Below are 16,123 nucleotides of genomic sequence, written 5' to 3'. Positions count from 1 at the left end.
ACAGCGGCGCCTGTTTAATGGTTCCACTTGCGCTTTTTTGTATAATTCGTTTCATTTTGTTCTCCGTATGTTATATTCGCTTCTTTAATTAAATAGTGCGGGCGTTTTTTTGTTTCATAGTAAATCCGGCCGATGTATTCTCCGATGATGCCGAGACTCAAAAGCTGGATGCCCCCTAAAAACAGCACGGCGGAAATAATGGTGAAGTATCCGGGTACGGACACGCCGTGTGTCAGAATATGAACAAAGGTCGTTACAATATAAACCATCGACAGAAGCAATATCAGAATACCGGTGAAAAAGCATACCCTAAGGGGCTTGTTGTTGAAGGAGACGACACCGTCCATTCCGTAGTTGAACAGATTGCTGAATGACCATTTGGACGTGCCGTTCTTCCTTTCGACATTTTCATAAAATACGATTTTCTGGTCAAACCCGATCCAGCAGAACAGCCCTTTCGAGAAACGGTTCCCTTCACTCAGCTTCAAAAGGGCATCAACGGCCTGCCGGCTCAGCAGGCGGAAATCTCCGACCCCGTCACGCAGGTCCACTTCGACGGCTTTATTGATAAATTTATAATACAGGGAAGAAAGCACGGAACGCACGGGGCTGTCCCCTTTTCGGTTGCGCTGCGCGATGACTTGGTCATACCCTTCTTCATAGCCTTGAATGAAGTCTTTCAGCAGATGGGTCGGATGCTGCAGATCGGCGTCCATCACGATTACCGCTTCGCCCTGCACGTGTTCAAATCCTGCCAAAATGGCCGCTTCTTTCCCGAAGTTGCGGGAAAAAGATATGTATTTGACGCGATGGTTTCTGGCGGCCAGTTCTTTAATCTGCTGAAGGGTGTCATCCGCGCTTCCGTCATTGATGTAGAAAATTTCATAGTCATAATGAATCGTCTGAAACTCTTTTTTTAAAGATTCATGGATGAGCTTGACATTGTTCCCTTCATTGTAAGACGGAATAATAATTGAGATTAACCTTTGTTTCATGAAGGCACCTTCTTTGTATTATTCTTTTTTTAGGACGGCCTTAAAGGAATTGTCCGCAAAACTTCAGTAAGGCTTTTCCTTTTTTTAATGACGTTTAAACCCTTTTTTTGTTACACGGGCAGAAAATTTTTTCTGCATATGGTTTATATTTTGTCATGTTTTTCGGCAGATATGAGAAAAAAAAGAAAAAGTCTGTACGCGGGACAGACTTTATTGCTGAAGGTATTCATGAATCAAATGGCTGACGATGCGCGGTTTTTCGTGAATGACCCAATGTGAGGCATCGTCTATAAAGATTAAGTCGCCGTTTGGAATCATCCGTTTTGTTTCCTTAGCGAGCTTTTTGCTCAGCGCGCGGTCATTGACGCCCCATATTAATCGGTACGGAACGGACATTTTTAGCGGAACGGCAGGACCTAAACCGCCGGCTCTGATCGCCCGGTACCAGTTCAGCATCGCCGTGAGCGCTCCTTTTCTGCCCCATGCCTGTTTGTAGCTGTCGACATCTTCCCGTGAAAAAAGCGCCGGGCGTTCGGATAAGCCGATCGAGTGATCCAATACGCGGTAATTGTCTTCAGACAATCTCCGTTCCGGCTTTTCCGGAAGCTGAAAGAAAGCGATATAAGAGCTTTTCTTCCACTGCGGCGGGTAAAACGGTGTGACCTTCCGCATAACCGCCGGGTGCGGGATATTGACCGCGATCAATTTTTCTACGTATTGCGGCCGCGTGGATGCCAAATGCCAGGCCACGGCTCCTCCCCAATCGTGGCCGATGACGACGGCTTTGTCATCTGTAAAATGCGTGATCAGCCCGATAATGTCGTCTCTGAGCGTATCAATGGTATAGTTTTCAATGCCCTCCGGTTTGTCACTGAGATTATAGCCGCGCTGATCAGGCACGACAACATGGTATCCGGCATCCGCCAGCGGTTTGATCTGGCTCTTCCAGCCGTACCAGAATTCCGGAAACCCGTGCAGCAGCACCGCCAAAGGACCGTCTTTCGGACCGGCTGAAGCCGTGTGCAGCGTCACCCCGTTTGTTTCGATCATGTGAAACGTAATGTCATTCATCGAATCTCCTCCCCGTTTGTTTCAATCTTCTTTCTGTTAAGACGATGATCAGTACGCTGATCGCAATCAACAATACGGCCTGAACGATCAGGGCGAACGGCTGAGTCAGCCGGATAAGCAGGCTGCCCGCAAACCCAGCTGCCGCCGAAATAAGGCCGAACAAAATCATGAGGAGCGCACTGAATCGATTGCCTTCTCTCCACTGCGACTCATCCGCCATAGAGCGCTTCGTCCGATATCCATACAGGCTGTTGATCGACTTCGGCGGAAAAAATGTGACTAAAATGCCGGCCGCAGCCATCAGAAGGCCGCCGATCACCATTATCATATCCCTCACTCTCCTTTTCATCTTTTACGAAAGGAAAGGCGGAAGGTTTCAGAAAAAAAGCAGGCTCATTCGCCTGCCTGAATCTTTATTTTTGAGTTAAGTCGGCCGTTTTCACATAACCTGCTTTCCCGCCGTATGTGATGTACGCCCATTTACGGTCAAACCCTCCGTCATGGCTGAACCCCCAGCCGAGCACATTGACGGTTTCACCCGCTTTAACGGACCCTTTTTTGCCGGTTTCCAAAGTCGGCGTATAAAAAGCGGTTTGTTTCGCGGTCACCGCCTTCACCGGCTGCTTCATCAGAAAATGCGTGGAAATATAGGCTTTGTGACCTTTGTAGTCAATCTCAGCCCAATCTGCTCCTTGAAGCCGTTTAACCTTTACGGAATCCTCTGAACGAAGCGTGCCGATAATCGACCCTTGTTTATTTGGTTCTTTGCGGACGTTAAGTTCTCCTGCTTTCACGATATATGTATCTGCTTCGGTGTCTATTTTTGTCTGGTGAACTGCTGCGGCATTCGCTGCCGGATCGAAAAAAACGGTGCCTGCGGCTAAAAATAAGCAAAGTCCTGCGGCCGGAATAAATGCGGTTAACCCCTTTTTCATGTTCATTGTGGTTCCTCCCCGCTATTTTATAAGTTATTACACATTTCCACATTCCGCGGGTCGTCAAACATGATTTTCCCATTTCTTTTATAAAAAGAAAAAACCGCCGGATACCGTCCGGCGGGTGCACTGCTATGTTAATGCAGGAGACCCCTGCTTTGATCCAAATAATGAGAAACGTCTTCCCGAACGCTCTGGAACATATGGAGCTTGCTGCCGTATGATTCGATCCATTCCTTGACGACGCGTTCCGTCATTTGCTCTCCTTGATACGGGCGGCCGGCTTTTGCGTAAGTCGCTTCGAAATCTCCCCATAAAAGCTCAACCCAAGTTCGCGCTTGCAAATAGCTGAGCATGTCATTTTTCTCAAGCAGCAAATTCGTCAGTTTGTCGATATATGTATTCATGTCTCTGTCTCCTTTCCTTGGGAAAACCTGCTGCTTTTACGCAGCTTGTCACAGGCATATACTAACTTTACGTCTTCAATCCAGAAGGCGCAACCTTTTGATATTGGCCGAGGGGGAAAACAAATGGTCCGGAACAAGGCAAAAGGATTTCCTAATCAGAACAATAATAAGTTTGAAGGCGAACCGCGGGCAAAGGATGACTACGCTTCTAAACGGGCGGACGGTTCAATTAATTCGCACCCGCAAGAGCGCATGAGAGCTTCAGGCAGACGATAACACACACCGTAAGAGACCGGGAATGACCCGGTCTCTTTTTTTGCGGAGAAAAACATCCTTTTGTAGTCATAACGCTAAACAAATTCCATAATATGTTAAATGTTCAACCGAAAGCCGGTAGACAAAAAAGGAGGCGTTTTATAAAATGAAGACAGTTTCAAAACGATTGCTGAGCCTTACCGCATTCTTACTGTCAGTTTCATTATTTGCTGTTTCAGCTGAAGCAGCGGGCAGCCCGCAGACATCTGTATCAAACAGCGGTGAGGAGTTTGACGCCAATCTGAATCAGCCTGTACAAACAACACAGACATCCCCCGCTTATGAAGGAACGGGCCTCACCAAAAGACAGCTTGCACAAAACAGCAAAGCTGACATCAAGTCATTAAAGCCTTCCAGTATTATTGGGACAGACGAACGAATCAGAATTTCTCCTACAACATCATTTCCATATCGCGCGACAGCACAGCTGACCGTCACATACAGCGGCAGCACAAGCACCTACGGATGCACCGGTTTTTTTGTCAATGCCGACACGATCGTTACGGCGGGACATTGCGTGTATGATCAAAAAAACGGCTGGGCATCGAAAATTACGGCAGCTCCCGGCCGCAACGGGTCATCGTACCCGTATGGCTCTTATTCAGGAAAGACATTCTACAGTGTCAAAGGGTGGACAGAAAACGGTGACACAAACTATGACTACGGCGCAATCAAAGTAAACGGGTCGCCTGGGGATACTGTCGGCTGGTACGGCTACCGGACGACCAACAGTTCCAGTCCGGCCGGGCTTTCCTCAACCGTGACAGGATATCCGTGCGACAAAGTGTCCGGTTCCATGTGGTCGGACAGCAAGCCGATACGTTCTGCCGAGACATATAAACTCACCTACACGACAGATACGTTCGGCTGCCAGAGCGGATCGCCCGTTTACCGCAATTACAGCGACACCGGCCAGACCGTCATTGCCATTCATACAAACGGCGGGTCGTCTTACAATCTGGGAACAAGGGTGACAAACAGTGTATTCGACAACATTCAATATTGGTCAAATCAATAAAGCTTTTGTTTTCTTTCTCGCGGCGGCCGTTTTATGCGGATGCGGCAAAGCGGATGATTCCGCCGCCAAAAAAGCATTGCCCGTTACGCTCCATGCTGAGGATGCAGACGGTTCACCGGCGGCCGGTGTGACGGTCACCGTGATGAAAGCGGCGGAGTCAGATCACCAGCCGAATATAGACCGCGGAGAGATAATAGGCAAGACTGATCACCACGGCGAGATTGCATGGAAAAGCGGCGTGAAAGGAACCTATGCCGTCGTTTTTGAAAAAGACGGAGTACCGGAAACCCGGAATATTTCCTTAGCTGAGAGTGATAAACATACTGTGATCAGCATTACATTGAAACACTGAAAAAAGCTTGCAGGCGGAATATCCCCTGCAAGCTTTTTGTTATCCTTTATGCACTTGGTATTCATAAACATCTTTCTTCTCAGACAGATGAGCGAACGTGGAAAGCACAAGGCCGAGAGCCGTCATCAGCGCACCGCCGGCAAACAGCCATGAGTAAGATCCCGTTCCGCCGAGAATCAATCCGCCGATCCAGGCTCCGAGCGCGTTTGCCAGGTTAAAGGCGGAAACGCTCACCGCAGCGGCGATTGTCGTGCCGTTTTCAGAGGAAGAAATAACCTTGGTCTGCAAAAGCGGCGGTGTGCCGAACGCACATGCGCCGAATAAAAATGTCGCTGAAACCGCGGCGGCTGGAAAAACGGCGATATAAGGGAAAATCGCCAAGACGCCGATCAAGCCGATCATCACACCGATCATCGTGCGCGTCAGCAGTTTGAGCGGCACTTTGCCCGCGAAGAAATTCCCCGCCACTCCGCCGAGACCGTAGGCAAATAATGCGCCTGTAATGCCGACTGTGCCGAACCCCGCTGAATCTCTTAAAATCGGCTCAATAAACGTGTAAGCGATAAATACGCCTGAGTAGCCGAGAATGGTGATCGCAAAGGAAAAAATCACTTGTTTATGCTTAAAGACACTCCATTCATTCATCAGCATCGGAATCACTTTCGGTTTCCGGTTCGGTACGACCAGCATCAGTCCGATCAGCCCGATCATGCCTAAAACGGAAATAATGAAAAAGACGGCCCGCCAGTTAAGGGCATCCCCTAAATAAGAGCCGAACGGGACGCCGAGCATCAGCGCCACGGTTAATCCGCCGTTCATGGAAGCCGCGGCGGCGGAACGTTTTTCAGGCGGCACCATTTCACTCGCAAACACCATGGCGATCGCAAAAAAAGCTCCGTGGATGGATGCGGATAAAATTCTGGAAATCGCCAGCACGGCGAAGTTCGGCGCAAAGACGCTCATCAGGTTGGCAAGGACGAAGATGCCCATCAACCCTAGCAGCACCGGTTTTCTCGGCAGCTTAACCGCGATAATGGTTACGATCGGGCCCGTCAGGCAGACGCTTGCCGCGTACGCCGTAACAAGCATGCCCGCTGAAGATACATGTATATGAAAGTCATCGGCAATCGACGTCAGAATACCCATGACAGCATATTCCGTATACCCGATGGAAAATGTGCAGATCATTAAAACAAAAATCATTAATTTCACAGATGGCTGTTTCATTTTGATATTCAACGCAAATCGCCTCCTTTTTATTTAAAAAACAACGAAGTCCATCTTAAAAGATATCAAAAATGAATTCAATCATTTTTTACTGAAAGGTTGAAACGAATGTGCTCGAAAAGAAAAAGAGGCCGGAACCGGCCTCTTTTGTTATTTTTTTTCTTTTAAAACGGAAATCGGCAGTGCTTCTTCCCCGTCAGACGGGGAAGATCTGTGTCCCCAGGCGAATACGCCGTTGATGTAATCAATGCGGAAAGTGTCATCAGAACCTTCTATCTGATACACCCCGCCGGGCCGAAAGTCTTCCGGGTTCAGCATGTAAGCTTTGGCCATCGTAATTTTCCGTTCAAGCACGGCCAGTTCATTTACAATGCCCATCTGTTCCGCTTTTCGCGCTTTTTCCGTCAGTCCCGCAATTTCTGTCTGTAGTTCATAAGGCGTCATTTGACTGTATCGTTTGTCCATTTCAGTTTACTCCTCTTCCTGCAAGAATTGATCAATATCGTCAATCGAGAATCCTTTTCTGAATAAGTACTGTTTGACCTTCATTCCGCTTTCATAGCTGCCGTCATAGCGGTATTTCCTGATCGCTTTTTCCGCATGAGCCTTCAGAGCTTCCATCTCGGCTTCATCGTCATTCTCATACTCCGTCTGCTCCAGAGCGGCATTGATGACGTCGAAAGGGAAACCTTTTCGCTGAAGCTGCATCTGCGCCCGCTGTCTGATCTCTTTTGTGGACAGCTTTTTGTCCTTTTTCAGGATTTTGCCGATATGTTTCAGCGCTTCTTGTATCTGCTCATCAAATGTAAACGCGCTGAGCGTCTCCTTGATGGTATCGTCGTCTATTCCTTTCGCTTTCAGCTCGCGGAACAGGACGTCAGGGCCTTTGCCGTTTGTTTTTTTGTGGGTGCTCGCATAGGCTTCGGCAAATTCTTTGTCATTTAAGTAGCGGTAATCGTACAGTTTATGGATGACTTCAGAAATGACCATGTCCGGTGTTTCTTTTTTCTTCAGATGATCCCGGACTTCTTTTTCAGAGCGCATCCGGTATGATAAAAATTCTACGGCGCGGTTAAAGGCTTTTTTCACGTCATCGCCGTACTGGATTTCAAGAATGTCAAGCTCGTCCAGTTCTTTCCCTTTTTTCAGGTCATAACGCACAAGCACGTCGGCGTCGACGCTGAATGCATATTTCTCATCAAGAAAGATGTTGAAGCGCTCGGTATTTTTCTTTTGGGTCGATATTTTTGTAATAAACGGCATCCCGGTCTCCTTTCCCGCCCCGATGTTCAGGCGTTTTTCTTTTTGGCAAATGAGGTACAGTATATGTATCAACGTGTAAGGAGAGATGGATATGAATATCGCGATGACAGGCGGCACTGGTTTTCTGGGCCGGCATCTGACAGGTGTGTTTACCCGCCGGGGACATCATGTCTATATTTTATCAAGAAAACAGAGAGAAACCGAACAAAAAAATGTGACATATGTTCAATGGCTGGCCGAAAACGCGGCGCCTGAGCGCGAGCTTCCCCCTATTGATGTATGGGTGAACCTCGCCGGCAAATCCATCTTTGACCGCTGGACGGACACAACGAAGGAACAAATCATCTCAAGCAGAATAGAAGCGACGAGAGAAGTCAGACGGATTATGAAGCAGCAGCCGAAAAAACCCCGGGCTTTAATTCAGGCAAGCGCCGTCGGCATTTACGGCACAAGCACAGAAAAAACGTTCACCGAACAGTCAGATACGTCAAATGAAGATTTTCTCAGTCATACGGCTCATATGTGGGAACGTGAAGGCCAGAAAATTGAAGCGCTCGGCATCCGGACGGTATATGCCAGATTCGGGGTGATGCTCGGTGAAAAAGGCGCCCTGCCGCTCATGGTTCTCCCTTATAAGCTGTTAGCCGGGGGCACCATCGGCTCTGGACGGCAATGGCTGTCATGGGTTCATGTGGATGACGCCGCGGAACTTATCGCTTTTGCGGCGGAGCATGATGACTTGTCCGGTCCCATGAATGTGACATCGCCGAACCCCGTAGAAATGAAGCAATTCGGAAAAATGATCGCAAGCGTCTTGCACCGCCCCCATTGGATTCCCGTACCGGAACTTTTTCTGGAGAAGGCCTTGGGAGAAATGAGCCTGCTGATCGTAAAAGGCCAGCGCGCCCTGCCTAAGCAGGCGCTGACATCCGGTTTTCAATTTACGTATGAAGAACTTGATTTCGCTTTAAAGGATCTCTTATCTGCATAAAAACGGAAATAAAAGCCAATCCTATTGGTATTCTGTTTTGAAGGAGGGTCTTCTTTTATGGAAAAGAAGCGCGAAAAACATCAGCAGGGAGCCAATCTGAAAAAAATGCAGGAAGTCCTTTATTCCGGTGAATTCAAAAAAGCGGAAAGAGCAGCCAAACGGAAATAAACTGAATAAAGATCAGGACCGGGCAGATACTATGTTTGTTTGATATCACTTTTTTCAGGGGGGCGATTGATATGGGCAGAAATCATACTCACAAAAACCGTGATAAAAACAAACAAAAACTTCCTCAAGTTCCGGATGCTTTGAAACGCGAAACAGACGGCACATATGAGGAATATTCAAGCGAGCTTGCTGATTCCGCTGACCGTGAAGCGCAGGCGCGGGTGAAAGCCGCTGACAACAGAGCTAAAAGCAAAACCCGCTAATACGAAATCCCCGCCTCTGTATAGAGACGGGGATTTTTTTTACAGTTCGGTAAACAGGCTTTTTGCCGGCGTCCGTTCTTTCGCCTTAGGCTGTTCATCCGGATAGCCCGTTTGAATGATGGCGGCAAAGCGCTCATTGTCAGCAAGGCCGAAGTCTTGGTGCACCTGTTTGTCATACATAATGCGGCCGCTTTTCCAGACCATGCCGATGCCGTTTTCATGTGCGAGAAGCTGAAGGTTTTGAATCATGCCGCTCAGCGCCGCGAAATCATCGTTTCTCGTAAATTCATTTTCATCTTCTTTTAAGACGACCAGTAAAAATCCCGGAACGGCGCTGAGGTTTTTTCTCATGTTCCGCTCTTTTTCCTCGTTGAAATCATCTTTTATCTTTTTGAAAAATGAGACGTAGCTGTCCGCAAGCTTTGCTTTTCCCGCTTCGCTTGCTGCGTAGATAAAACGCCATGGCTCCGTCAGTCTGTGGTTCGGTGCGTAAACGGCCGTTTCAAGCATATCTAATATGACTTCAGAAGGTACGGTTTCCGGTTTAAACGACCGGATGGATCTTCTGTTTCTGATTGTATGTGCAAGACTTTCGTTTTGCTGTAATTGTTCGGTTTTCGGCATGCCGATTCACCTTCCTATCCAAATGAAAATGATTATCATTTATAATATAACGGATACGACCGGCTTTTGTAAACCGTTACGGAAGCTGAAAATTGATTGTTTCGGCATACACGGCCGTTCCCGTCATCTTGATGTTCATCTTTTCGTTATCTTCTGTAATCCTGATTTCCACTTTTCCGTCTTTCCCGATTTCCTGGCCTTGTTCAATCGTGAAGCATTCGGCTTCGGAGCCTCCGTATTGCCGCATATAGGCTGCCATGACGCCTGAAGCGGTTCCCGTGACGGGATCTTCGGTCGTTCCGGAGAAAGGGGAAGAAAAATGGCGTCCGTGCAGATCACTTTCCGGATGAACGGTTTCAAGAGAAAACGGATGAACGCTCGCTTTCGGAAGATCGCGCAAAATAGCGGGGAATTGTGCGTTGTCCGGCACCATATTACGTGATGCTTTAAGGGATCTCAGCGGAACAATCAGTGTCCAGATCCCCGTTGATCCGTAGACAATCGGCAGCTCGCTGTGAAAATCCTCAGCCGTAATCCCGAGCGAGGCGGCAAGCTTTTCTTTGTCGCCCGTAAACGGCAGAAATTGCGGGGGAGCCTGTTCGAGTGTGATGTATACCCGGCCGTTTCGTTCAGCGGCTTTTGCGGGAAGAATGCCGGCTTTTGTTTCAATTTGATATGTCTGATCAGCCTGAAGCCTTCCCTTTTCAATTAATGCGTAAAGAGAGGCGACGGTAGCATGTCCGCATAAATTCATTTCGTGGCCGGGTGTAAAATAGCGGATGCGCAGATCGGCTTCTCCGCTTTTACAGAGAAATGAGGTTTCATTGTACCCTGCCATTTCGGCGATCATCTGCATCTCTTCATCTGAATAATCATCTCCGTTAAAGACGATTCCCGCGGGATTTCCCAAATCCGGAATATCGGAAAACGCTTCATATTTAAACACGGTTGCCTGTTTCATTCATCAGCCTTCCTTTCACCTTATGATCATGTTATTCAGTATAACAGAGTAAAATTAGAATTTTTAGTCAATTCTCCAAAAAAAAGACGCCTTTTAACGGCGTCTTTTTTTGGTTTTTCCGATCAGGCGGGTGACGAGGATCATCGTGACGGACAGCGATCTGTTTTTGCGGTACGCCAAGTATTTCCCGCGCCACTCCGGTTTGTATTTTTCTTTAAAGGCCCGCAGCCCGCTGAAGCTGTACATATACCGGACGTTGTTGAAGATGACGGCCGCGATTCTTTCCGACCAGAAAGATGTAAAAGCCGTTCCTACGTTTGACAAAGGCGCCATGCCCATATTGAAGGTGGTATAGCCTTTTTCCTGCGCCCAGAGAAACAGACGGATGAAAAGCGCGTCCATAATACCGTTCGGCGCGCTTTTCCGATAACGCATCAAGTCGACGGATATCTCGCCTTCCTGATACATCGGCATCAGGTTGGCAAAAGCGATGATCTCCCCTTCCGCGTCTTTCACGTAAGCAATCGGCGCCTGTTCCAGATAATCCCGGTCGAAGAAACCGAGGGAAAAACCTTTCTCTTTTTTCGGTCCGAGCCATTCGTCCGAAATGTCTTTCAGCTTGGCGATAAACTCCGAGGAAAACGGCGGTTCCCCGACATGAAATGTGTAGCCTTCGCGGTCAAATTTGTTGTTAATCGCCCGCAGCCCCGCTTTTTTCTTACCTGAGAGCGTAAAAGCCTCCATATCCACGAACGCTTCTTCTCCAAGCTTGAAGAAGTTATAGCCGAAGTCATGGTACAGCGCCAGATCTTCACGTTCGATCTGATAAAACATGACACTCAGCCCCTGCTTATGCGCTTCATTCAGAAATTCCTCAATCACAAGCGGAAAAGAGTCTCTCTGTCCTGACGGATCACCGAGCACGACAAGCCTTCTGGAAATCTGGCTGAACAATAAAAGCGCTTTGCCGTCGCTTGAGAAATAAAACCGCTTATCCCCGAGAAAGCCGAGATGGCTGAGCGCATTTCCGCCTTCTTCCGCCAAAAAGGACTTCAGCCGTTCAGGATCGGCCTCTTCTCCGATCGGCTTCGATCTTTTATGATAAAAGAACGTAAACAAAAGGAAAAACAGCGGCACAACAATAATGGCCGTCATCGTGGCATATGTAATGTGCGAATTGTTATGGACGAAATAGTCGTGGCGCAGGAGCCGATTCATTTTATCCCAAATAAAGCCGGCAATGAGATTGTAGTTAAACAATGCGATAATAAACAGAGCGGCCGCAAAAATCATCTGGCCGAGCGTATACGATGCCTGCTCTCTGATAAACTGCCGCTTTAACAGCACAAGCAATACGATGACGACAGGCAGAATAAAGATCGCGCTGATGTTCAATCCTTTTAAGAAACTGAACACAAAACCGCCGACCAGCGCGGCAACCGCCATTGAATAAGAACGTTTCGTCCGTTTGTATAATTCAATCGGCAAAATTAATAGAATCAAAGCCGCGCTTAGCGATAACGCGTTAAACGCAAGGAGCGCCGGGCGCGGAATGTGCGGAATGACCGTCTCCCTGTCGATCGGCAGGGCGACGGACGCAAGCACAACGACTCCCGACACGAAAACCAAAAGCGACAGCGAACCGTAAAGCACCCTGATTAAGATAGCGCGCTGAAATACGAGAAGCACGTTCGTCGTTTCCACGGCAGGCGCCATCTTCGGATTTGATTCCAGCCGTTTAAGCGTATTTTCCGTTAAGTCGCCGGCCGCAAAGAACAGCCCGAACACAAACGGAATAAATGAATACACAATCCGGTAGATGACGATGGATGTCACAACCGCCTCCTGGGGAAAGCCCATATTCTGCATGCCGAGCAGAAACAGAAGATCAAACGAACCGAATCCTCCCGGCACAAGGCTGATGATTCCCCCGATAGCAGCAATGGCAAATACCCCGAATACATGGCGGACATCCGCGTGAATCCCCATGACATACAGGGAATAATACATGACGACGGCCGCCGCAAACCATTCGGCAAACGATGCCCCGATGTAAGAAAAGACCGGATGCCTCGGTTTTGCTTCACCGTCTTCTGCGCCAGCTTTTTTATTGTTGATCCCAGCGGCGATTAAGGCTGCCGGCACAATAAGCGCCACTCCGGCGATAACAGCCCACAGCCACGGTTTCTCACCTGTAATCTCTCCAACCGGCAGAACCCGGGCGATGGTCAGGATACTGAAGACGGACAGCCCGAGCAGCGCTGAGGACGTAAGCCAGGCGATGCCTGCGACGAGGCGTTTTACGTCATTCGTATGTTCTTTGTAAAGCATCGTCCGCAGCCCGACGCCCGCCAGACCGCCGAATCCAAGGACATTGTTAAAGGAATTGGCGATAAAGGAGACCCTGAATACTTTCCAATTCGGAATGTTGAGGCGAAGCGTCCGTTTCAGCACAAAGTCATAAAAGGACATCGCGCTGACGGCAAAAAGGCCGAGCAGAACGAGAATAAATAAATCGTAACGCTCAATCCCGTTAATAATGTACAGCGTTCTTTTAAAAGAAAGGTCTGTCAATTCCTTTTTGGACTGATAAATGACTAAAAGCAAAACTGCAATAGGAAATAATACTTTTAATATCGATAAGGCATTCTTTTTAGTCAGCAATGTTCTCTCCAATCATCATAAAATAGCTTATTTATTATAATTCCCCCAATAATCTCCAACATATTATACACTACCACCTCACATTCAAACAAAACTCGCCTGCAACTTTCTTTCTCTGATTAAAATCAGTAATATGGTATGCAGGAGTATGAATGAGGAAGTGAGACGATGGATTATAATCTGCATGATACAACGGTATTAGGCGGCGATATTTTTTCTCCTGAGGAACGGGATATTTGGGTGCTGTACATGAAAGTGATGACATCGGCGGGGCTCGGCGATGTGTCGGAGTGGATGAAGCTTGATATGAGCATGCCGCAAATGAAGGTGCTGATGCTTCTGAACAACCACGGGACGCTTAAGGTGAGTGACATAGCGGAGAAAATGGGTGCTTCCCTTTCAAATACGACGGGGCTGCTTGACCGTTTAGAAAAATCATGTTTCATTACACGCGCTCCGTCAGAAGAAGACCGCCGTTCAGTCGTCGTTCAATTAACGGAAAACGCGAAAGATATTTTCCGCAGCCTTTATCAAAAAGGACATGTAAAATTGAAGCGTTCATTGGAAACACTGACCGCTGAAGAAAAACAAACGGTCAATCAAGGGCTTTCCATTTTGGCAAGAGCGCTTGATTCTTCCAAACAGGGATAGAGATGAAAAAGGCCTGCCGGTATCGGCGGCCTTTTTTTGTTTGACATTTAATTCACTTGAAGTGAATAATATATTCGAAGTGAATTAAAAAACGGAAGGATTGATCAGTATGCCGGAGTCATTGCAAACAGAAAAAAACCAGAGCTGGGCCATCACTCTCTTTACGATCGGTGTGTTCATGGCGGCGCTGGACAACGGAATTATTTCCGCTGCTCTGACGACGATTAACAGCTCTTTTGATGTTTCTCCTTCATGGGGATCGTGGGGAGTGACCCTTTACACATTGGGACTCAGTGTCAGTGTGCCGATTGTCGGCAAGCTGTCGGACCGATACGGGCGGAAAAAGCTGTTTATAATTGAAGTCGGGCTGTTCGGACTCGGCTCTTTGCTTGTCGCACTCAGTCAGAGCTTCCCGATGTTTTTGGCGGCACGGCTCATTCAGGCCCTTGGCGGCGGCGGAATTTTTATTATCGGGAGTTCGCATGTGCTGGCCGTGCTTCCGAAGGAGAAACAGGGGAAAGCTCTCGGGCTTTTAGGGGCGATGAACGGTATGGCGGCCGTCCTCGGACCGAATATCGGGAGCTTTTTGCTTGATGTAACCGGGTCGTGGCATTGGCTGTTCTTGATTAATCTGCCGATTGCCGCCGCTTTGGTTGTGTGCGGCGGTTTGTTTATCGCTGAAACGAAAGAGCCTGAGGCGAAACGGCTTGACCTCGCCGGCACAATGCTGCTGTCTCTTGCGATCTTATCTTGCATGATCGGTATCACGAATCTCGATGGGGCGAAGCTGTCAGAAAGCATAATGAACGTAAAGGTGTACGGGTATCTTTTGGGAGCGGCACTTCTCTTTCTGGTGCTGCTTAAAGTCGAAAAGCGGGTTGAAAACCGAGGGGGCGATCCGATTCTCGCCTACTCGCTGCTGCAAAATAAAGTGTTTCAATGGACGCTCGTCATCGGATTTTTATCGGGAGGGCTGCTCGCTGCGGTCATTTTTATTCCTTCTTATGCGGAGCAATATTTGCACGTATCGGCGGAGAAAGCGGGTTATTGGATGACGCCGCTCGCGTTGGCGTCAGGAATCGGAGCGTGGCTCGGCGGGGCGATCACGGATAAAAAAGGGCCGGTCTTCTCCGCGGTTGTATCAGGCGCCATCGCATTTGCAGGCTTCAGCCTATTTCCGTTATGGGTGACGGATAAATGGGAATTTGTCACAGCGAGTGTCATTGCGGGGATCGGTTTCGGATTTCTGCTCGGGGCTCCGCTGAATGTGCTTGTATCAGAAACGGCGGGCCAAAACAAAGGCACAGCGCTCGGCACGCTGTCACTCGTAAGGCAGGTCGGGCTGACGCTCGCTCCGGCTTTATATGCCGGCTTCATTACAGCGGGCTTTGACCGGATCGGAGATGACATCAAAAACCGTTTAGCGAAAAGCGGCATTCCCGCTGATCAGGCGCAAATGCCCGATATCGGCGGCGGACTTTCTTCGTTGCAGGAGCAAGTGAGCCGAATCCCCGTTCCCGCCGTCAAAAAAGCGGTTTCTGATGCGATTGAAGCGGGCATTTCCAGCGGCTACCACCATCTTTATACGGCAGCCGCCGTCATTTCATTATGCACGATTGTGTCTGCGGCGGTTTTGGCGTATTTCCGGAAGCCGGCATCCTCTAAGACAGATGCCAGCCCATCCGCCGGGAAAGCTCAGTAATATGGGCGATGTGATGTTCAGAGTGCCAGACATATAGCCCGAGCGCTTGTTCCAGCGTAACCGTCTCTTTAGATACAGGATGGAAGTATGTCCGTTTGAATTGGGCTTCCGTCATGGAGCGCAAAAGAGCGGCCCATCTTCTGTGCAGGATCGTTAACAGCTCAAGCGCATCTCCGCAAGCGGCGGTTTTGGAATCATGAAGATCAGCCCAGCCTTTTTCATCATAAGGACGGATTTCCGGTTCATTCTCCGTTAAGCTCAATTTAAACCGGGTATAGCCGTTCATGTGGCTGTCCGCCAGATGGTGAACCACTTGGCGGACAGTCCATCCCCCTTCTCGGTAAGGCGTATCAAGCTGACTGTCCGACATCGCTCTGACAGCTTGTTTCAGTTTGGCCGGAGCGTGTTCCAGCGCATTGATCCATTCTTGTTTCTGTCCGGCCGAAATCGATTCAGCCGGCTGATATTCTCCAATCGGATAGCTGAGGGTTTGTTTTTCCATTTTTGTCTCTCTCC

Annotated in this window: 20 protein-coding genes; 8 read left to right on the top strand and 12 right to left on the bottom strand. The window is 48.5% G+C overall.

Translation table 11 applies throughout. From position 1 onward, the window contains the following. Positions 1-14: 14 nt before the first annotated feature. The 5 genes from MY7_RS03240 to MY7_RS03220 all read right to left on the bottom strand — a co-directional run bounded on the left by MY7_RS03240 (position 15) and on the right by MY7_RS03220 (position 3,408). The gene (locus MY7_RS03240) at positions 15-995 is read right to left on the bottom strand and encodes a glycosyltransferase family 2 protein (protein WP_003155484.1); all 981 of its coding nucleotides are present in this window, start codon (positions 993-995) and stop codon (positions 15-17) included. Positions 996-1,205: 210 nt separating this feature from the next. Beyond that, a complete protein-coding gene (locus tag MY7_RS03235; protein ID WP_007610162.1) occupies positions 1,206-2,066 on the bottom strand; it encodes an alpha/beta fold hydrolase in 861 nt (286 codons plus the stop codon). Beyond that, positions 2,059-2,394: an SdpI family protein gene (locus MY7_RS03230; RefSeq protein WP_029325988.1), complete on the bottom strand. Its 336-nt coding sequence runs from the start codon at positions 2,392-2,394 to the stop codon at positions 2,059-2,061. The genes MY7_RS03235 and MY7_RS03230 overlap by 8 nt, the downstream gene beginning before the upstream one ends. 85 nt (positions 2,395-2,479) lie before the next feature. Then, on the bottom strand, positions 2,480-3,007 hold the full coding sequence (locus MY7_RS03225; RefSeq protein WP_007610160.1) for an SH3 domain-containing protein: 528 nt from the start codon (positions 3,005-3,007) through the stop codon (positions 2,480-2,482). Between the two features lie 131 nt (positions 3,008-3,138). Beyond that, on the bottom strand, positions 3,139-3,408 hold the full coding sequence (locus MY7_RS03220) for a YfhJ family protein (RefSeq protein WP_003155492.1): 270 nt from the start codon (positions 3,406-3,408) through the stop codon (positions 3,139-3,141). A 123-nt stretch (positions 3,409-3,531) separates the two neighbouring features. Here MY7_RS03220 and MY7_RS03215 point away from each other — a divergent pair, with 123 nt between their 5' ends. The 3 genes from MY7_RS03215 to MY7_RS03205 all read left to right on the top strand — a co-directional run bounded on the left by MY7_RS03215 (position 3,532) and on the right by MY7_RS03205 (position 5,093). Next, the gene (locus MY7_RS03215; RefSeq protein ID WP_003155495.1) at positions 3,532-3,684 is read left to right on the top strand and encodes a small, acid-soluble spore protein K; all 153 of its coding nucleotides are present in this window, start codon (positions 3,532-3,534) and stop codon (positions 3,682-3,684) included. Between the two features lie 145 nt (positions 3,685-3,829). Beyond that, positions 3,830-4,741 (top strand): trypsin-like serine peptidase, encoded by a 912-nt coding sequence (locus MY7_RS03210; RefSeq protein ID WP_007610159.1) that lies wholly within the window; start codon positions 3,830-3,832, stop codon positions 4,739-4,741. Then, positions 4,704-5,093 carry a DUF2606 family protein gene (locus tag MY7_RS03205; protein ID WP_007610158.1) on the top strand — a complete coding sequence of 130 codons (390 nt, stop codon included), beginning with the start codon at positions 4,704-4,706 and terminating at the stop codon, positions 5,091-5,093. The genes MY7_RS03210 and MY7_RS03205 overlap by 38 nt, the downstream gene beginning before the upstream one ends. A 39-nt stretch (positions 5,094-5,132) precedes the next feature. On the opposite strand, the gene MY7_RS03200 is transcribed toward MY7_RS03205, so the two are convergent. The 3 genes from MY7_RS03200 to recX all read right to left on the bottom strand — a co-directional run bounded on the left by MY7_RS03200 (position 5,133) and on the right by recX (position 7,583). Beyond that, positions 5,133-6,326 (bottom strand): MFS transporter, encoded by a 1,194-nt coding sequence (locus MY7_RS03200; RefSeq protein ID WP_025284446.1) that lies wholly within the window; start codon positions 6,324-6,326, stop codon positions 5,133-5,135. 144 nt (positions 6,327-6,470) lie between these two features. Continuing rightward, on the bottom strand, positions 6,471-6,785 hold the full coding sequence (locus MY7_RS03195) for a YfhH family protein (protein WP_007610157.1): 315 nt from the start codon (positions 6,783-6,785) through the stop codon (positions 6,471-6,473). A gap of 6 nt (positions 6,786-6,791) precedes the next feature. Further along, positions 6,792-7,583, bottom strand: coding sequence for a recombination regulator RecX (gene recX, locus MY7_RS03190; RefSeq protein ID WP_029325989.1), 792 nt, complete (start codon positions 7,581-7,583; stop codon positions 6,792-6,794). A 91-nt stretch (positions 7,584-7,674) separates the two neighbouring features. Between recX and MY7_RS03185 the strand changes: the two genes are divergently transcribed. The 3 genes from MY7_RS03185 (at position 7,675) to MY7_RS03180 (ending at position 9,005) form a co-directional block, all read left to right on the top strand. Continuing rightward, complete coding sequence (locus MY7_RS03185) at positions 7,675-8,574, top strand: TIGR01777 family oxidoreductase (protein WP_007610148.1); 900 nt, start codon at positions 7,675-7,677, stop codon at positions 8,572-8,574. A gap of 57 nt (positions 8,575-8,631) precedes the next feature. Further along, positions 8,632-8,742 (top strand): YfhE family protein, encoded by a 111-nt coding sequence (locus MY7_RS19010; RefSeq protein WP_003155504.1) that lies wholly within the window; start codon positions 8,632-8,634, stop codon positions 8,740-8,742. Positions 8,743-8,813: 71 nt separating this feature from the next. Next, a complete protein-coding gene (locus MY7_RS03180) occupies positions 8,814-9,005 on the top strand; it encodes a YfhD family protein (protein WP_029325990.1) in 192 nt (63 codons plus the stop codon). Positions 9,006-9,044: 39 nt separating this feature from the next. Here the strand turns inward: MY7_RS03180 and MY7_RS03175 are convergent, their stop codons facing one another. From MY7_RS03175 to mprF, 3 genes are all read right to left on the bottom strand, one after another. Further along, complete coding sequence (locus MY7_RS03175; RefSeq protein WP_007408549.1) at positions 9,045-9,629, bottom strand: nitroreductase family protein; 585 nt, start codon at positions 9,627-9,629, stop codon at positions 9,045-9,047. Between the two features lie 76 nt (positions 9,630-9,705). After that, complete coding sequence (locus MY7_RS03170; RefSeq protein ID WP_007610145.1) at positions 9,706-10,590, bottom strand: PhzF family phenazine biosynthesis isomerase; 885 nt, start codon at positions 10,588-10,590, stop codon at positions 9,706-9,708. A 93-nt stretch (positions 10,591-10,683) separates the two neighbouring features. After that, entirely contained in the window at positions 10,684-13,254 is a 2,571-nt protein-coding gene (gene mprF, locus MY7_RS03165; protein ID WP_029325991.1) for a bifunctional lysylphosphatidylglycerol flippase/synthetase MprF, read from the bottom strand. 168 nt (positions 13,255-13,422) lie between these two features. Between mprF and MY7_RS03160 the strand changes: the two genes are divergently transcribed. Further along, positions 13,423-13,905 carry a MarR family transcriptional regulator gene (locus tag MY7_RS03160; RefSeq protein ID WP_007610142.1) on the top strand — a complete coding sequence of 161 codons (483 nt, stop codon included), beginning with the start codon at positions 13,423-13,425 and terminating at the stop codon, positions 13,903-13,905. 109 nt (positions 13,906-14,014) lie between these two features. Next, entirely contained in the window at positions 14,015-15,607 is a 1,593-nt protein-coding gene (locus tag MY7_RS03155) for an MFS transporter (protein ID WP_007610140.1), read from the top strand. Here the strand turns inward: MY7_RS03155 and bstA are convergent. Beyond that, entirely contained in the window at positions 15,567-16,109 is a 543-nt protein-coding gene (gene bstA, locus MY7_RS03150; protein ID WP_007610139.1) for a bacillithiol transferase BstA, read from the bottom strand. The two genes, MY7_RS03155 and bstA, sit on opposite strands and share 41 nt — an antisense overlap. Positions 16,110-16,123: the final 14 nt, after the last annotated feature.

The sequence above is a fragment of the Bacillus sp. 5B6 genome (assembly GCF_000259405.1).
Taxonomy (GTDB): Bacteria; Bacillota; Bacilli; order Bacillales; family Bacillaceae; genus Bacillus; species Bacillus velezensis.
Note: the sequence above shows the minus strand (reverse complement) of the source record. Positions and strands in the feature narration are given on the sequence as shown.